Source organism: Mycobacterium sp. ELW1, from assembly GCF_008329905.1.
GTDB lineage: Bacteria > Actinomycetota > Actinomycetes > Mycobacteriales > Mycobacteriaceae > Mycobacterium.
In genome coordinates this window covers 1,422,268-1,438,562 of the sequence record NZ_CP032155.1, presented here as the reverse complement: position 1 = coordinate 1,438,562, position 16,295 = coordinate 1,422,268, and the positions used below count along the sequence as shown (strand labels likewise).

The window sequence follows — 16,295 nt, the reverse complement described above, 5'->3', positions numbered from 1 at the left end:
TCGAGTCAGACCTCAGGGCGACGATCGGTGCCGCTTCATCGCCCTGGGGTCTGACTCGATGTCCATGCGCGCCTGGTCCGTTCGATGATGTCGGCAGTTCGATCGCCGGCGACCACTCGAATCCGGCGCCACCCCATGTCGGCGATGAATTCCGATCGGGTTCGATCGTTGCGATAGATACCGCGGTCCAAGCGATGCTGCTCGCCGTCGTACTCGACAGCCACCATCACGTCGCGCCACCCCATATCCAGGAAGTAGCGCGAACGGCCGTCATCTCTGAGCACTGGGATCTGGGTCTCGGGGCGTGGAAACCCAGCCGCCATCAGCAGCAGCCGCAACCAGGTCTCTCGCGGCGATTGCGATCCGGCGTCGGCGAGGTCGAGGACGGCGGGCACTCGGCGCACCCCTCGCACATTGCGATGACGTGGCAGCAGTGCCAGTACGTCCTCGACGTTCAGCCGGGTGACGTTGGCGAGCGCATCGACGTGCGTAACCGCCTGTCTCACCGTCCCGCGCCGCGCGAGGTCGAACGCGGTGCGCGCCAAAGTGGTAACCGGAAGACCCGGTATGGAGTGCACTTCGTCATCGAACAGCGTCTCGGCGCGGCTGATGATCCCGGCCGGCGCCTTGTTGTTCGGACAGGCGAGCTCGATCGGTATCGATGGATCGATCCACTTCGCTCCGTGCACTGCGGATGCCGCCAAACCGGTCACGACCGCCCGGCCCCGAGACCACAGGACAGCCGCGGCCGCGCGGTCACGAACCGAGAGCTCACCAATCCCATACGCGTACACGTCCGGAAAGATGCGTCGGCAGTGGGCCCGAAGTTGGTACCGAGTCAGCTCGCCCGCAGCTATCGCGTCGCTTCCGATGAACACCCGCTGCACTCGAACAGGATTGCGGTGAACCGCCATTGCTGTGTGCACCCATCCACAGCCCATCGAGTCAGAACTGAGTGCGTCGAAAAGGCCCTGCGAAGAGCCGTGAGGTCTGCCTCGATGGTCGACCACACATACGACAAAGCCCCGGCCGTCAGGCCGGGGCTTTGCACGGTGAAGCAGCTAGCGCTGTTGGAAGTAGCTCAACAGCCGCAGGATCTCGATGTACAGCCAGACGAGCGTCACGGTCAGGCCGAGGGCCACGCCCCAGGCCGCCTTCTCCGGCGCACCGGCGCGGATCATCTGGTCCGCGGCGTCGAAGTCGATCAGGAAGCTGAAGGCCGCCAGCGCGATCACGAACAGCGAGAAGATGATCGCGATCGGACCACCGCTGCGAAGGCCGAGGCCCTCGCCGCCGCCGACACCGAACATCGCCAGCACGAAGTTGCCGAGCATCAGCACCAGCACGCCGACCATCGCGGCGACGATCATGCGGGTGAACTTCGGGGTGACCCGGATGGCGCCGGTCTTGTAGACGACGAGCATGCCGAAGAACACGCCGATGGTGCCGAGCACCGCCTGGCTGATCAGCACACCGGCGTTGGCACCGGACACCACCACGTTGGCGAAGATGAACGACACCGCGCCGACGAACAGGCCCTCGAGTGCGGCGTAGCTCAGAACGATGGCCGGGTTGTCCTGCTTACGGCCGAAGGTCGCGATCAGCACCAGGACCAGCCCGCCGAGCCCACCGATCAGGGTGAACGGCGTGGCCAGGGCCAGGTTGGCCGAGACCAGGAAGTAGGAGATGACCGCGACGACGGAAAGCACACCGAGGGTGATGCCGGTCTTGGTGACGACGTCGTCGATCGTCATGGGCCGCGAGACGCCGGTCTGCGGCTGGTAGGCACCCGCGTAGGGATCGGTCTGGTAAGCCACCTGCTGGGCACCGGCGACACCGGTACCAAATTGTGCGTATCCGCCCTGCTGCTTGGGCAGTGAACGAAATACCGGGTTGCTGGTCTCCCGCACCGTCGGAATCCTCTCCTGGAAGTCGCGTAACACACCGTCAACGAACGGCTGCCGGAACCAGTTCCCAGGAAGTCCACAACGTTCTTCCCGGCGTGTCCGGCGCTACAAAGCCTGACCTTACCTGTGAGCGGCATCCGGCGGGTGACGATCTTTTGCCAACTGGTACTTTTGCCTTCCAAATACTAGGACATCCAACCAATTTGATGGGACGGAAGGACCGCACCGCCGTGACGGCTGAATCCGACGAAGTCTTGACCCGGGTCGATGGGGGTGTCGGCTTCCTGACACTCAACCGCCCGAAGGCCATCAACTCGCTGACCCACACCATGGTCGAGATCATCGCCAGGGCGCTGACCGAGTGGGAGCACGACGACGACGTGCGCGCGGTGGTCCTCGCCGGCGCGGGGGAACGCGGCCTGTGCGCCGGAGGTGACGTGGTGGCGATCTATCACAGCGCCCGCGGCGACGGTTCCGAAGCTCGCCGGTTCTGGCTCGACGAGTACCGCCTCAACGCCCGGATCGGCAGCTACCCCAAGCCCTTCGTGGCGATCATGGACGGCATCGTGATGGGCGGCGGTGTCGGCGTCGCCGCGCACGGCAGCGTCCGCGTGGTGACCGACACCTCCAAGGTCGCCATGCCCGAGGTCGGGATCGGCTTCGTCCCCGACGTCGGCGGCACCTATCTGTTGTCCCGGGCTCCCGGTGAACTCGGCCTGCACGCCGCACTGTCCGGCGCTCCGTTCTCCGGGGCCGACGCCATCGCGCTCGGATTCGCCGACCACTACGTCCCGCATGTACAGCTGCAGGGGTTCGTCGAAGCGATCGTCGCCGACGGTGTGGACGCCGCCGTCCAGGCGTTCGCCATCGAGCCGCCAGCCAGTCACCTTCTGTCCCAACAGCATTGGATTGACGAATGCTATGCCGGCGAGACCGTCGCCGACATCGTCGCCGCCCTGCGCGGCCACGACGACGAGGACGCCAGGAAAGCCGGCGACCTCATCGCGTCCCGCTCCCCCATCGCGGCATCCGTCGCGCTCGCCTCGGTGCGGCGTGCCGCCGAGCTCGACACCCTGGAAGACGTTCTGGTGCAGGAATACCGGGTGTCGTCGGCGTCGCTGGATTCCCATGACTTCGTCGAGGGGATCCGCGCGCAGATCATCGACAAAGACCGCAATCCGACGTGGAACCCGCCGACACTGGCCGCGGTGACCGAGCAGGATGTGGAACAGTACTTCGCGCCGGCAGACCCGGACCTGACCTTCGAGGAGGACATGTGAGCCCCACAACGAGCTTCGAGACCATCCTGGTCGACCGCGATGAGCGGGTCGGCACCATCACCCTCAACCGGCCCAAGGCGCTCAACGCCCTCAACAGCCAGGTGATGGTCGAGGTCACCACGGCCGCCGCCGAATTCGACAACGATCCGGGTATCGGCGCCATCGTCATCACCGGCAACGAGAAGGCGTTCGCCGCCGGTGCCGACATCAAGGAGATGGCCGAACTCTCCTTCTCCGAGGTTTTCGACGCGGACTTCTTCGCGGCGTGGGGCAAGCTGGCCGCCGTCCGCACCCCGACCATCGCGGCGGTCGCCGGTTACGCCCTGGGCGGCGGCTGCGAGCTGGCGATGATGTGCGACGTGCTGATCGCCGCCGACACAGCCAAGTTCGGCCAACCCGAGATCAAACTGGGCGTCCTGCCCGGCATGGGCGGCTCGCAGCGGCTGACCCGCGCCATCGGCAAGGCCAAGGCGATGGACCTCATCCTGACCGGCCGCACGATCGACGCCGCCGAGGCCGAGCGCAGCGGCCTGGTGTCGCGGGTGGTCCCGGCCGACGACCTGCTCACCGAGGCCAAAGCCGTCGCGACGACGATCTCGCAGATGTCGCGCTCGGCCGCCCGGATGGCCAAGGAAGCAGTCAACCGGGCCTTCGAATCCACACTGACCGAAGGCCTGCTCTACGAGCGCCGGCTGTTCCACTCCGCGTTCGCCACCGACGACCAGACCGAGGGGATGGCCGCCTTCACCGAGAAGCGCCCTGCCAACTTCACGCACCGCTAAGGTGCTGACGTGACCGTCGCCGAGTCGGAACCGACTGAGGCCGCCGAAGCGGCGCCTGCCCCGGAGAGCAAGCCGGACTGGTGGCAACGCCGCTATACGTTCACCGGGACGGCCGTCGGACTGGTCTTCCTGGGCCTGTCCCTGAGCCCGTCGCTGCTGCCGCGCGGACCGCTGTTCCAGGGCCTGGTCAGCGGCGCGGCCGGCTCGGTCGGCTACGGGCTGGGTGTGTTCGCCGTCTGGCTGGTGCGGTTCATGTTGTCGCGGCCCGCCAGCCCGCGCCCGCCGCGGTGGTCCTGGCCGGTGCTGGTCGCCGTCGGAGTCGTCTGGCTGGTCCTGACGATCTACTGGTTCCACGTCTGGCAGGACCACGTTCGTGACCTGATGGGTGTGCCGCGACTGCAGTGGTACAACTACCCGCAAGCCGCGATCATCGGCGTGGTCGTGCTGTTCCTGTTCGTCGAAATCGGCCAGCTGGTAGGCAGACTCGTCCGATATCTCGTCCGCCTGTTGAATCGGTATGCGCCACCGCGTGTTTCGGCCGTGGTTGTGGTGGTGCTGCTGCTGAGCCTGACGATCGCCGTGCTCAACGGCGTGGTGATCAGGGGCGGAATGAGCTTCCTGAACAGCACTTTCGCCTCAGTGAACGACGAGATGGATCCGGACAACCCGGCCCCGAAGACGCCACTGCGCTCCGGTGGCCCCGGCTCGCTGGTCGCGTGGGACACCGTCGGCCATCAGGGCCGTACGTTCGTCGCCGGTGGACCGTCGGTCGAGGAGCTGACCAAATTCAACGGCACCCCGCGGTCGAACCGATCCGGGCCTACGCGGGCAAGAACTCCGCCAACGGAATCAAGGCGTCCGCCGAGCTTGCGGCGCGAGAGTTGGAGCGCGCCGGCGGATTCAAGCGCAAGGTCATCGCCGTCGCGACCACGACGGGGACGGGCTGGATCAACGAGGCCGAAGCCTCCGCTCTGGAATACATGTACAACGGCGACACCGCGATCGTCAGCATGCAGTACTCGTTCCTGCCGAGTTGGCTGTCGTTCCTGGTGGACAAGGAGAACGCCCGGCAGGCAGGCCAGGCGTTGTTCGAGGCGGTCGACGCACGGCTGCGTGAGATGCCCGAGGCGCAGCGACCCAAGATCGTGGTGTTCGGCGAGAGCTTGGGATCCTTCGGCGGCGAGGCGCCGTTCCTGAGCCCGAACAACATCATCGCCCGCACCGATGGGGCACTGTTCTCCGGCCCGACGTTCAACAACACGATGTGGGACGACGTCACCGTCAATCGTGACGCCGGATCCCCGATGTGGCTGCCGATCTTCGACGAAGGCCAGAACATCCGGTTCTCGGCACGTCCCGACAATCTGGGCCGGCCCGACAAGCCGTGGGGCTACCCGCGGATCGTCTATCTCCAGCACGCATCCGATCCGATCAGCTGGTGGAACCCGAATCTGCTGTTCGCCGAACCGGATTGGTTACGGGAGGCGCGCGGGTACGACGTATCGCCGGATATGTACTGGATTCCGATCGTGACGTTCCTGCAGGTGTCGGCTGACATGGCGGTGGCCGTCGACGTTCCCGACGGGCACGGTCACCGTTATGTGCGCGACGTCGTCAACGCGTGGGCGGCGATCCTGCAGCCGCCGGGGTGGACACCGGAGAAGACCGAGCGCCTGCGCGGAATGGTCACTGCGCCGGAGTGAGCTCGCTCAGTTCGGCGAGTACGTCGGCTGCGGCCAGCGCCTGATAGCCGCCGACGACATCGGTGGCGCGGTGCAGCCCGAGATCCTGTAACGCGGCCGCGGCCAGGCTCGAGGTGTAGCCCTGCGAGCACAGGATCACCCACTCGACGTCATCGTCGGTGGCCTGGGGCAACCGGGCCTCGCTGGTCGGGTCGGCGCGCCACTCCAGCACATTGCGTTCGATCACCAGCGCGGCCGGGGTCTCGCCCTCGGCGGCGCGTTGGGCGGCCGGTCGAATGTCGACCAGGATGGCGCCTCGTCGCAGTGCCGCCGGGATCTCCTGCGCCGTCAGCCGGTGCAGTCGCGCTCGGGCGTCGGCCAGGACGCGGTCGATTCGGCTGCTCATCGGATCAGCTCCCCTCAGGTGCGTCGGTCAGCTCGGTGCGTGTGCGCCGCAACGTATTACGCTCGGTGACTTCGTAATACGACATCGCCGTCAACGGCGGCGAATAGGCGTGCACACTCAGTGTGGCAGAGGCGGGTGCGGATACGGCCGGTGCGCCGACCACGTCGTGCACCCACCCGAGCGGGAAGGCCGCCTGGTCTCCGGCGTCGAGCCGGCGGCGGTGCAATCGCTCACCGTTCCAACGATATTCGTGCAGAGCGCCGGAGAGTACGGTCAACGCACCCAGCGATCCGCCGTGGTCGTGCAACTCGGTGGTGTGGCCGGCGACCCAGCTGATCAGCCAGACGTCGAGCTCGTCGTCGGCGTGCAGCCGGGTGAACCAGCGTTCGTCGCTGGGTGGGCCACCGGCGGGCAGCAGCGCGTCGAACTGGCCGCGCAGCACGCCGTCGGCGTACTGATCGGTGGCGTGCATCAGGTCGGGCAACCGCAGCCGGGTGGGCGCGGAGACGGCTGGTGCGATGGACGGGAATGTGGCAAGCGAAAGGGCAGCGCCCGAATACGGCATGACGAGAAACTTTCCGCACGTTGCAGGGTCAGATCGGGGGGTCGGCTAGTACCGACAACACTCCCTGGACCTGGTCCGCTCCGTCATGGCCGCCAGTGTTGCATAGATTGAAACGATGCGCCCCTACCGATGTCGCTCCCTGTCCGCCGCCGCGGCGTGTGTCGTGGGCGTGGCCGCCGTGCTGACGGCATGCTCATCGGGCGGCGGCGGGAAGTCCCCGTCCACGACTCCGGCGCCGTCGAACGGCGGAGCGCAGTCGACGGAAGCGACCGCGCCGTCGGGCACGGTCGGCACGTCGCCGGGTGGGGTCACCACTCGCATTGACGCGCCTGCCGAATCGACCGAAGAACAATATGCGCAGGCCTGCATGGCGACGAAGACGTGGATGCAAGCCAAGGGCGGTGAGCCGTCGACGTTGGTCGAACCGTTCCTGAAGGAATTGCAGAGCAACGCGGCCCCGGGCCCGGCGACGTTCAACAGCACCTGGGGGCAGTTGTCGACGGCGCAGCAGGCCGCGGTCATCATCGCGGTGAAGGCGGCCGCCGAGGGCGGCTGCTGACCCTTTCGATCACGGGTAGCAAAACTCAGGCGTCGTCGGCGGGGCTGAGCACAGTCCGGGTCCATGCAACGCCGGGGATGAAACCATCGTGCCGCGAAGTTGGGAGAAGGCATGACCGCAACGATGGCCGCCGTGGGCGCGTTCGCCGCCGACGACCTGAACGACAGCCTGCGCGATGTCACCGTCCCCGTACCGCAGCTGCGGCCCCGCGATCTGCTGGTGCGCATGCAGGCCGTGTCGGTCAACCCAGTCGACACGAAGCAGCGCCGCGGGCTGACGCCGTCGGCGGAACCTGCGATCCTCGGGTACGACGCGGCGGGCGTCGTCGAGGCGGTCGGCCCGGCGGTCGAGACACTCGCCGTCGGCGACGAGGTCTGGTACGCAGGCGACATCACCCGCGCGGGCAGCAACGCCGAGCTGCAGGCCGTCGACGAGCGCATCGTCGCACGCAAGCCGTCCTCGCTGTCCTTCGCCGACGCCGCCGCCCTGCCGCTGACGGCGATCACCGCATGGGAATCGCTGTTCGACCGATTCGGCCTCACGCCGCAGTCGACAGGCGACCTGCTGGTGCTCGGTGCGGCGGGCGGGGTCGGCTCGGTGATGATCCAGCTGGCCAAGGTGCTGACCGGCGTGCGGGTCATCGCCACCGCGAGCCGCGACGAGTCGCGGCGGTGGGCTGAGCGGATGGGCGCCGACGTGGTGGTCGACCACCGCCGGTTGCGGGATGAGACCCTGGCGGTGGCACCGGACGGCGTGCGCTACCTGTTCTCCCCGCACTCGGCCGGCAACATCGACGACTACGCCGCGATCGTCGCGCCCTTCGGCCACATCACCGCGATAGACGAGCCCGAGGGACTCGAGCTGGTCGGGCTGAAAGCCAAGAGCATCGCGTGGCACTGGGAGCTGATGTTCACGCGGTCGATGTACGAGACGCCGGACATGATCGCCCAGCAGCGGCTGCTCACCGAGGTGGCGGCGATGGTGGACCGCCGCGAGCTACGCAGCACCGTCACCGAGACGATCACGGATTTCTCCGCGGCCGGGCTGCGCGAAGCGCACCGCCTCGTGGAGTCGGGCCGTATGACCGGCAAGGTCGTCGTCACCCGCTGACCGCGGCGAGTCTTCATCCGCGCCGCCTGTCGTTGGGCGCCGGAAACGAATGCGCAAGCGCACGGTAGTCAGCGACTTGGACGCCAGCCCCGCGCTCGTGGCCTGATCTGTGGGGTGCCCGTCGTCGACGCCGTCGTGGTCTCGCCCCGATACTGCCGATATGACCCCTGTGGTAATCACCATCGTCGCCGTGTTCTTCCTCGGGATGGGTCTCTACGGCCTGGCGGCACCGGCGAGCCTCATCGAACCGTTCGGCATCGTCCTCGAGCGCCCGGAAGCACGCGCCGAGGTGCGTGCGGTCTACGGCGGCTTCGGTGTCGCGGTCGCGGGCGTACTCGGCTATGGCCTGCTGCAACCGCAGGTCCGCACCGGCATCGTGCTCGCCGTCGCGGTGGCTCTGGCCGGAATGGCGTTCGGACGGGTGATCGCGGCGCTATGCGGCGACCGAACGCCGTTCTACCCCAACTGGTTCTACTGCTTGGTGGAGGTGGCTGCCGCAGCAGCCCTGGCGCTGGTCATCACCTAGTCCGCCTGGCCATGGACGACTCCGGGCGCCGCGCCCAGCGCTACGTCGTGGAATCTGTAGGTTCCACTTTCTCGTGGCGGATGCCGTCGCCTCTACCTGAGCCTTTCCAAAATTCCACTCGAGATGGCGGGCGCCAAATTCCATTTTTCGTGGCGGATCCTAGAACCACACGGTTGTCCAGATCTTGATGGTTCCGTGCCGGGAACAAATTGCGGTACCCCACGCCGAGGTCACGAGCGCCCAAGCCCCTTGCGGACCAGCGCGTGGATCAGAGGCTTGAGACGAGGTGTGTCGTTCCGTCGGTCCGGTATTCGATGAGGCGTCCGTCGTCCACCAGCGCGACAGTGGTTATCCCGCGCGCGGCGAGAGCCGTGCCGTAGTTACCGTCGGCGAGACGGTCTTGTATCGCGGTATCGATGGCCGAATTGAGAAGTGCGCCTTCGTCTTCCGAGAGGGCTGAGAGAGCCAATCCCCCGCGAAGTGCCTCGCGCACCCGGTCGTCACTGACCGTGGAGCTCGCCTCAGGCTTCTTAATCTCAGACATAGCCTTCCTCAGCTAGACGGGCCTAAGCTTACTCGCCTCGCAGAGAAACTCCCATCGGGCTGAATACGACACTGCCGGCGCACTCACCGAACACGAGACCCGCATGGACCGGCCTAAAGTCGGTGGCATCCCTTTAACCGGCGATCCTCCGATCGCGTCGTGTCCGCAACGCGGACACGACGTCGGCCTTCTGGCACAGTAGCGAATCACCCACGCGCCAAGCCGGTGATGTCGCGCAGCCAGCGCGGCGGCTTTCTTGCAGGCTGCGGGAGTTCCCGTAGTGGTTTGGACAGGTTCCTATGCCTGCATATGGACACTTCCGCTCGGGCACACCCCGCGCTGCCACCAGGCGGAATAGCCGTCGGAGTCGACGGCCAGCCTGCTCGACTTGCGCAGTTCGCCGCGACACATCGTCTGGCCGAGAATGTCGGTAGCGAGTGGGAAACTGCCCGAGAGCCTTGGAGGAGGTCCGCGTGCATCGTCATCCGCTACAGCGCCGCGCCATTGCTGTTTGTCATTGCTGTCGGCTCGAGCAGGTGTTCATCTTCAGTTCGGCCAGCGATCCCGTCATCTGCAAGAGCTGCCGACGACATGCGCAGCACACGGATGGTGAGACGGGCGATCTGCGGAGCGCTGATCATGCCTCGCTGTACTTCTCCGAGATCGGCGTGCTGCAAGAAGACCTGGCAGCCGCGAAGACGCAGCAATCTGAGTCAAGCCAACGGGAGATCGACGCGACGCGACCAAGGCTTAGTGGCAATGCGGAGTAAGGGGAGGGGAAGGAAAGATAAAGGAGCACAACGTATCCCGGTGAGCACTTGATATAAGATATATTATCGGTTCGACTAACTAAGTAGCTGGAGGCGACCCGGTACCCACAGATGCGCGCCGGCGGCGACGATAGGGCCTCGCGCAAGATCCCAAGCAACGGTGTCGATGCTGGTCGGGCCCAATCGATCGGGTCGGGGGTTTCAGCCACGCAGATAGTAGGCGCGTTTGATCGCCGCCGTATCGAGATCACCTTTCGCGCAACGCAGTTTATGCGCCGCAGACAGCCTCGGTGGCGACAAGCTCGACGGCGGCGTAAGCGGCTTACCGCCAAGCGATACGTCACAGTGACGAATTATCCAGTGGCGCAGGGGGCATTGAGGGCCCGCGTGGGATCGTGTCTCGCGTTGTTGAACCACCAATAACTATCCGTTGGATCGCGGTCGCCACGTAGTCCTGCCCACGAGACGGCCGGACAGCGACTGTTTCCAACCAGGTCCATTCAGTTGACAGCTCAAAAAGCCCGAGGTAGGTTCGACCGACGGGACGGTCGTCTTTATCAATGTCCGTTCGGGGAGGCTGGGCAGGCATTGCCCTATCCGGCTACGAGGATCTTTGTCGAATCGAGGAGGCGGTTTGGGATGCAGACCCAACTTTGCTCGTCCACCGAACACGACGGAATAATCAGTGTCTCTTCCGCGCCGGCAACAGCATTCAGGGAGCCTGTCACTGCTGGACTGCTGGGACCGCTGATCAACACGCTGACGTGACAGAAAGCGACGCCCTGAGGCTGGGCCATCGAAACGTTCGCGGGATGGACCCCTGTGGGACTCGGCTGGGCCCCATTCATCACGAGCCTCGGCGGACCGCACGATATGAATAGGTTCGTGTGCCATAAGGATATTCAGCGGGGGAAGGGAACGATACTGGAACGGCGAGCGCGGGTGTCGCGCGCGTTGTCTGCAGGGTGGATTTTTGGTGCAGCAACACTGGTGGGATTGGTTGCCGCTGCTCCGGCCCAGGCAGACACTCAGTCCTACCTCCAGAAGCTGGCTGCTGCGGACATAAAAACGCCCGGCGGCGACGCAGAGATGAAGGAGTGGGGCTGGGAGATCTGTGCACTCTTCGCCATGGGCGTCCCGCCGGACAAAGTGGTGCAGCAAGCAGTGTACAACTCCGGGTCCGTCCCCCAGTACGGAATGACCGTCGAGCAGGCAAACCTCGTTGTCGACATTGCGGTGAGCGATCTGTGCACCGACCGGAAATAGGCAATCCATTGTGGCCGACCGCTAGTCCCCGCAAAGTGTGTGAGCCAGGCCCGGCACACCCAGGCGCGCCTATCTATCCGACATCTAGGTCAAGGCTGTTTTGCACCCCAATCTCATCGACCTCCTACAGGGGCACATACAGAAAGCTTCAATTTTGAATGCCAACCCTTCACTCGGTCTTCCACACGCGCTGAGTGGTCAGGTGGCGTTGGTGACCGGTGCCACGTCTGGACTCGGTCGCCGCTTCGCGACTGTTCTCGCCGAAGCCGGTGCGGCTGTGCTGGTTGCTGGCCGCAGGGAAGCGAGGCTGCGACAAGTGACCGACGAGATCTCCTCAGCCGGCTTCAAGTGTGTGGGGATGGCGGTGGACGTATCGCAACCCTGTCAGTTCGCGGAAGTATTGGATCGCGCCGAGGCGGCTTTTGGACCCATCACGATATTGGTCAACAATGCCGCGATCCCAGACGCACAACGGGCACACCGCATGCCGCTGCAGTTGATCGACGCCGTGATCGATACGAACTTGCGCGGTCCGTTCGCCCTAACATGTGAAATAGCACGACGATTGATCGTCAAGGAGCTACCGGGCCGAATCATAAACATCTCCTCGATGGGCGCTTACTACTACGAAGGTGACGGCGCCGCGCTCTACTCAATCACCAAAGCTGCAATCAACCGAATGACAGAGGTGCTCGCAGTCGAATGGGTCCGGTATGGCATCAACGTTAATGCGATCGCGCCGGGTGCATTCATGACTGAGATGATGGAGGGCCGGATCGAGCGAGTTGGAAACTTCACTGATTCCCTGCCCCGCAAGCGGATTGGTGATCCTACGCAGCTCGACACCACCCTGCTCTACCTCGCATTACCAGCATCAGAGTTCGTAACAGGAACTATCGTAAAAGTGGACGACGGGCAGTTCCCTCGTTAGCACGTCGCCGTCTACGCGCCAGCTGACTCGAGTGCCAGGACAACCATTCGATCCAAATCGGGTGCAAGTATTCCAGATTCGTTGCACATCGACCCACCGTGCTCAGTTATACGTGGGGCGGTCAGATCGATCGACCTAGCTCTTGCGACGACTGCTGCTGATGTCTACCCATAACCACCAACCATGCGTACTGCCAGGCGGGCATATTCGAGAGCTATCTCGCGCGGCGTCGTTGGACCGTGGTTGTCAAACCATTGGGGCAACGACGTACACATGGTAGCTATGGCCCTGCCAACCTCCGAAGGCATTGCTGTCATCGCTTGACCACCTCTGCATGCCGCTGCAATCTCCTCATCCAGAAATCGCTGAATAGCGTTGCGGCGCTGAGTGATTCGTGCACGATCGGGGTTCTCCAAGCTACGCATTTCACTGGCACCAATGAATGCCAATTCCGCGCGCAGCGTATGGAAGAGTGCGAGAGCCTCGACGAGGCCTGATAGGCGTGCAATTGGACCGTCGCCTGATTCACGCGCAGCCCTCACCCGCCAGTCAAGGTCATCCATCGTCAGGTCGAGGATGCGTACGAGGAGTGCTTGCTTGCTGGCGTAGTAGTGGTAGACACCCGGCACGCTCATTTCCGCGCGGCGAGCAATCGACCGCATGGTGGAGCCGTGGTAGCCCGTCTCAACAAACGAGGGAATTGCTGCAGCCAGAACAACGTCCACATCAAGCGGTGCAAATCTGCGCCAGTCGTCTTGCGAGAAGGGTTCTTGAGTGAATTTCGGATTTTCGCCGACGTCAGTGATGAGATCACCAGGAGGACGCAGCAGGCTGACGGCAGTGGTGTCCAGCGCTTCCGCAATCACCTTGAGGCGAGCGACCGTGACACCAACTCTTTCGTTTTCGATTGCGCTGATCGTGGCGGCGCTGACGCCAATGAGGTCGGCGAGTTGCCGTAGTGTGCAATTCCGCTGCTTCCGGACGGCTCTGACTTGCTCCCCCACCGATCCAAGTCGGTGGGATTGGTTACCAACCACCATTGGTTCAGAATACCTGAACATATAATCCAATGCTTGGTTGGGAGGTGGTTATTTCCAACGCAATATGCGATGATCATCACCGAACGATCGTTCGACGTATCTGCGAGGGTGACCGGTGGACATTGCGGACTTGACTCGATTGGACCGGATCGGCCCGGCATTGGTGATGGCCACAGGCGACGAGAGATGGGCTCGCCCAACAGCAACATTGATCGCCGGCGGCAAATCAAATCTAACCTTTGAATTGACCTGCACTGCAGGGAATTTAATATTGCGTAGGCCCCCAAGAGGCGATCTTCTCCCCAGCGCGCACGATATGGTCAGGGAGGCCCGAGTGCAGCGAGCACTCGCTGATTCGGAGGTTCCAGTAGCGTCAATTGTGCTTGTCGATCTGGAGGGATCGCTCCTCGGTACCCCCTGCTACGTGATGTCAAAAGTCGATGGGTACGTCATCCGGGACGCGATGCCCGACGGTTACGTTGAAACCGCGGATGACTGCCGGGGAATCGGCGATGCGTTGATCGATACGTTGATAGCTATTCACGCTGTCGATCCGACAGCGGTGGGGCTGACAGACTTTGGCCGGCCAGAAGGGTTCCTGTATAGGCAGATCCGTCGTTGGAGTGATCAATGGAGCCGAACCGCTATCGCGAATAGCGACGAAATGGTCATGCTGGCCCATCTATTGGTAGAGAAGATGCCGCCTGCCACGAAATCGACCATCGTGCACGGCGACTTTCGGTTGGACAACTGCGTTATGGATAAGCGCGACCCGCACCGTGTGGCGGCCGTGCTGGATTGGGAGCTGTCCACAGTCGGCGACCCGCTGACTGATCTGGGCATGTTCCTCTTTTACTGGCGTGAGCCGGGCGAATGCCAGCACACCCTGGTGCCATCGGTCGCCACCCAGCCGGGGTTTCCCAGTCGTCGTTACCTAGCGCAGCGTTATTCCGAGCAGACCGGCGTCTCGCTAGAAAGCATTGACTACTATTTGGCGTTTGCGAATTTCAAGTTCGCTTGCATCGTCCAAGGAATTGCAGCACGGGTGACCGCAGGATCCATGGCGGGCCAGGACTTTGGAGGACTAGAAGCTTCCGTGGCAGACTTCGCCCGCACCGGCCTTGCTATTCTCGACTCCGCTGCCGCATCGAGGGGTTGACTGCGGTGGATTTCGAGTTATCCGACAAGGCCAGCGATGCATGCCGCCGGATGTGGCATTTCATGGAGGAGGAAGTCTTCCCCGCCGAGCCGGTGTGGTCAGCCCACCTGCGGGACCACGGGGAGCACACCCATCCCCCAATCATGGAGGAACTCAAGGCGTCCGCGCGTAGACGAGGCTTGTGGAACTTGTTCCATCCTGAGTTCGGTGGGCTTAGCAACCTTGAGTACGCAACGGTCGCCGAGATATCGGGCTGGTCACCAGTAATTGCGCCAGAGGCGATCAACTGTCAGGCGCCTGATACTGGCAACATGGAGACGCTCCATTTGTTTGCCACTCCCCCCCAACGCGATGAGTGGCTCATGCCGTTACTTGAGGGCAACGTCAGATCCGCATTCGCCATGACCGAGCCCAATGTCGCGTCCTCAGATGCTACCAACATCGAGACATCAATTGTCCGCGACGGTGACGAGTACGTCATCAACGGAAGCAAATGGTGGATTACCGGGGTGGCCGACACACGTTGCCGATTGTTCATCGTTATGGGTAAGACGGATCCCGCCGCGGCGACGCACCGACAACAGTCCATGGTACTGGTGCCGCGGGACACACCTGGGGTGCAAATTGTTCGCCACCTCCCTATCTTCGGCTACCAGGACCAGCACGGGCACTCCGAGATTCATTTCGACAACGCACGAGTGCCCATAGCCAACCTGCTGGGTAACGAAGGGGACGGTTTCCTCATATCCCAGGCCAGGCTGGGCCCTGGTCGCGTGCATCACGCTATGCGTGCAATTGGTATGGCTGAACGTGCGCTAGCGTTGATGGTCGAGCGTGCAACTACCAGGGTGGCTTTCGGTAAGCCACTGGCCGATCAGGGGGTCGTTCAAGACCTCATTTCCCGCTCGCGCATTGAGATCGATCAGGTGCGTCTTTACGTTTACCGAACCGCGTGGCTCATCGACAGATACGGATCCAACCGCGCACGCGGCGAGATCGCGGGGATCAAGGTCGCGGCGCCCGCAGTTGCGACGGCAGTTATCGATCGCGCGATCGAAGTCTTCGGCGGCGCCGGGGTCAGTGACGACTTCCCACTGGCATACTTCTACGCCTGGGCGCGAACCCTGCGGATAGTCGACGGTCCAGACGCAGTCCATCGGCGCACCATCGCACGCATCGAACTGCGGACCGCAACAAACGCGCGACGCCATTGACCTCGGTAACAGCCGGAGTCGAAAGAGCTTGTTAATGGAGCAGATTCAGCGATGTGTGAACGGACGATGGCCTGCGGTTGAGGGTGTCTACCCGCCCTTCGCCACAAAACTGGGTGCTTGTAAACCGTTCTCACCGAACGCGAGTGGAGTCATTGGTAGTCGCGCTGGTGCTGCGCGCTTGCCACATCGTCGGATTGACCGTGCGGCAACGAGTCTGAATGCGGGACAGGAAACGGGATTCACAGGAGAAGGCGATGACTAGCGTCAGATGGGACACGGTGGTGGGATGCTTCACCGCTCAGGCCGTTGAGTGCCCACGCTGTGGGCGAATCCTGTTCCTCGATCGAAATGGCAACTTGCCTAACCATTATCAGCCCCCAATTCGCTACTCCACCTGGTGTCCAATGAGCGGAAGAATGATGTCGTACCTTGATTGATACAGGCCGACAACGAGTGGCGCGATCTGACGCAAGATAAGGCTCCTCATCTCCGGCGCTCGTTTCAGTCAGCATCTGTCGATGTCCGGAACGAGCCGATTCACTGGTGCCGCGCCG

General features: G+C 63.5%; 16 protein-coding genes and 1 pseudogene. 11 read left to right on the top strand and 6 right to left on the bottom strand.

The window, feature by feature from the left end:
• Positions 1-35: 35 nt before the first annotated feature.
• Both D3H54_RS06700 and D3H54_RS06695 read right to left on the bottom strand, forming a co-directional pair.
• A complete protein-coding gene (locus D3H54_RS06700) occupies positions 36-887 on the bottom strand; it encodes a hypothetical protein (RefSeq protein ID WP_149378380.1) in 852 nt (283 codons plus the stop codon).
• Between the two features lie 174 nt (positions 888-1,061).
• Positions 1,062-1,910 carry a Bax inhibitor-1/YccA family protein gene (locus D3H54_RS06695; RefSeq protein WP_149378379.1) on the bottom strand — a complete coding sequence of 283 codons (849 nt, stop codon included), beginning with the start codon at positions 1,908-1,910 and terminating at the stop codon, positions 1,062-1,064.
• A gap of 227 nt (positions 1,911-2,137) precedes the next feature.
• Here D3H54_RS06695 and D3H54_RS06690 point away from each other — a divergent pair, with 227 nt between their 5' ends.
• The 3 genes and pseudogenes from D3H54_RS06690 (at position 2,138) to D3H54_RS06680 (ending at position 5,672) form a co-directional block, all read left to right on the top strand.
• Positions 2,138-3,187: an enoyl-CoA hydratase/isomerase family protein gene (locus D3H54_RS06690; RefSeq protein WP_149378378.1), complete on the top strand. Its 1,050-nt coding sequence runs from the start codon at positions 2,138-2,140 to the stop codon at positions 3,185-3,187.
• Positions 3,184-3,969, top strand: coding sequence for an enoyl-CoA hydratase (locus D3H54_RS06685; protein ID WP_149378377.1), 786 nt, complete (start codon positions 3,184-3,186; stop codon positions 3,967-3,969). The genes D3H54_RS06690 and D3H54_RS06685 overlap by 4 nt, the downstream gene beginning before the upstream one ends.
• A 9-nt stretch (positions 3,970-3,978) precedes the next feature.
• Positions 3,979-5,672: pseudogene (locus D3H54_RS06680) on the top strand (alpha/beta hydrolase).
• On the opposite strand, the gene D3H54_RS06675 reads toward D3H54_RS06680, so the two are convergent.
• Both D3H54_RS06675 and D3H54_RS06670 read right to left on the bottom strand, forming a co-directional pair.
• Entirely contained in the window at positions 5,656-6,057 is a 402-nt protein-coding gene (locus D3H54_RS06675; RefSeq protein WP_149378376.1) for a rhodanese-like domain-containing protein, read from the bottom strand. The pseudogene D3H54_RS06680 and the gene D3H54_RS06675 overlap by 17 nt on opposite strands.
• A 4-nt stretch (positions 6,058-6,061) precedes the next feature.
• Positions 6,062-6,622: a cysteine dioxygenase gene (locus tag D3H54_RS06670; protein ID WP_149378375.1), complete on the bottom strand. Its 561-nt coding sequence runs from the start codon at positions 6,620-6,622 to the stop codon at positions 6,062-6,064.
• A 115-nt stretch (positions 6,623-6,737) separates the two neighbouring features.
• On the opposite strand from D3H54_RS06670, the gene lpqV reads away from it, so the two are divergent.
• The 3 genes from lpqV (at position 6,738) to D3H54_RS06655 (ending at position 8,817) form a co-directional block, all read left to right on the top strand.
• The gene (gene lpqV / locus D3H54_RS06665; RefSeq protein WP_149378374.1) at positions 6,738-7,181 is read left to right on the top strand and encodes a lipoprotein LpqV; all 444 of its coding nucleotides are present in this window, start codon (positions 6,738-6,740) and stop codon (positions 7,179-7,181) included.
• Positions 7,182-7,292: 111 nt separating this feature from the next.
• Positions 7,293-8,291 (top strand): zinc-binding alcohol dehydrogenase family protein, encoded by a 999-nt coding sequence (locus D3H54_RS06660; RefSeq protein ID WP_168214799.1) that lies wholly within the window; start codon positions 7,293-7,295, stop codon positions 8,289-8,291.
• Between the two features lie 160 nt (positions 8,292-8,451).
• Positions 8,452-8,817 carry a DUF4345 domain-containing protein gene (locus D3H54_RS06655; RefSeq protein WP_149378373.1) on the top strand — a complete coding sequence of 122 codons (366 nt, stop codon included), beginning with the start codon at positions 8,452-8,454 and terminating at the stop codon, positions 8,815-8,817.
• A gap of 268 nt (positions 8,818-9,085) precedes the next feature.
• Here D3H54_RS06655 and D3H54_RS06650 read toward each other — a convergent pair whose 3' ends face one another.
• A complete protein-coding gene (locus D3H54_RS06650; RefSeq protein WP_149378372.1) occupies positions 9,086-9,361 on the bottom strand; it encodes a hypothetical protein in 276 nt (91 codons plus the stop codon).
• 473 nt (positions 9,362-9,834) lie between these two features.
• On the opposite strand from D3H54_RS06650, the gene D3H54_RS06645 reads away from it, so the two are divergent.
• The 3 genes from D3H54_RS06645 to D3H54_RS06635 all read left to right on the top strand — a co-directional run bounded on the left by D3H54_RS06645 (position 9,835) and on the right by D3H54_RS06635 (position 12,328).
• A complete protein-coding gene (locus tag D3H54_RS06645; RefSeq protein ID WP_149378371.1) occupies positions 9,835-10,131 on the top strand; it encodes a hypothetical protein in 297 nt (98 codons plus the stop codon).
• A 942-nt stretch (positions 10,132-11,073) separates the two neighbouring features.
• Positions 11,074-11,397: a DUF732 domain-containing protein gene (locus D3H54_RS06640; protein ID WP_168214798.1), complete on the top strand. Its 324-nt coding sequence runs from the start codon at positions 11,074-11,076 to the stop codon at positions 11,395-11,397.
• 202 nt (positions 11,398-11,599) lie between these two features.
• Positions 11,600-12,328 (top strand): SDR family NAD(P)-dependent oxidoreductase, encoded by a 729-nt coding sequence (locus tag D3H54_RS06635; protein ID WP_286199149.1) that lies wholly within the window; start codon positions 11,600-11,602, stop codon positions 12,326-12,328.
• Between the two features lie 164 nt (positions 12,329-12,492).
• On the opposite strand, the gene D3H54_RS06630 is transcribed toward D3H54_RS06635, so the two are convergent.
• On the bottom strand, positions 12,493-13,368 hold the full coding sequence (locus D3H54_RS06630; RefSeq protein WP_149378369.1) for a TetR-type transcription factor C-terminal domain-containing protein: 876 nt from the start codon (positions 13,366-13,368) through the stop codon (positions 12,493-12,495).
• 166 nt (positions 13,369-13,534) lie between these two features.
• On the opposite strand from D3H54_RS06630, the gene D3H54_RS06625 reads away from it, so the two are divergent.
• Positions 13,535-14,527 carry a phosphotransferase family protein gene (locus tag D3H54_RS06625; protein WP_149383385.1) on the top strand — a complete coding sequence of 331 codons (993 nt, stop codon included), beginning with the start codon at positions 13,535-13,537 and terminating at the stop codon, positions 14,525-14,527.
• A gap of 5 nt (positions 14,528-14,532) precedes the next feature.
• On the top strand, positions 14,533-15,741 hold the full coding sequence (locus D3H54_RS06620) for an acyl-CoA dehydrogenase family protein (RefSeq protein WP_286199148.1): 1,209 nt from the start codon (positions 14,533-14,535) through the stop codon (positions 15,739-15,741).
• The last annotated feature ends 554 nt before the right edge of the window (positions 15,742-16,295 follow it).

What these genes read in the sequence shown, in the direction of transcription:
- D3H54_RS06625 (WP_149383385.1), top strand. Translation starts at nt 13,535, where the DNA reads ATGGCCACAGGCGACGAGAGATGGGCTCGCCCAACAGCAACATTGATC.
- D3H54_RS06650 (WP_149378372.1), bottom strand. Translation starts at nt 9,361, where the DNA reads ATGTCTGAGATTAAGAAGCCTGAGGCGAGCTCCACGGTCAGTGACGAC.
- D3H54_RS06655 (WP_149378373.1), top strand. Translation starts at nt 8,452, where the DNA reads ATGACCCCTGTGGTAATCACCATCGTCGCCGTGTTCTTCCTCGGGATG.
- lpqV (WP_149378374.1), top strand. Translation starts at nt 6,738, where the DNA reads ATGCGCCCCTACCGATGTCGCTCCCTGTCCGCCGCCGCGGCGTGTGTC.
- D3H54_RS06670 (WP_149378375.1), bottom strand. Translation starts at nt 6,622, where the DNA reads ATGCCGTATTCGGGCGCTGCCCTTTCGCTTGCCACATTCCCGTCCATC.
- D3H54_RS06630 (WP_149378369.1), bottom strand. Translation starts at nt 13,368, where the DNA reads ATGGTGGTTGGTAACCAATCCCACCGACTTGGATCGGTGGGGGAGCAA.
- D3H54_RS06660 (WP_168214799.1), top strand. Translation starts at nt 7,293, where the DNA reads ATGACCGCAACGATGGCCGCCGTGGGCGCGTTCGCCGCCGACGACCTG.
- D3H54_RS06675 (WP_149378376.1), bottom strand. Translation starts at nt 6,057, where the DNA reads ATGAGCAGCCGAATCGACCGCGTCCTGGCCGACGCCCGAGCGCGACTG.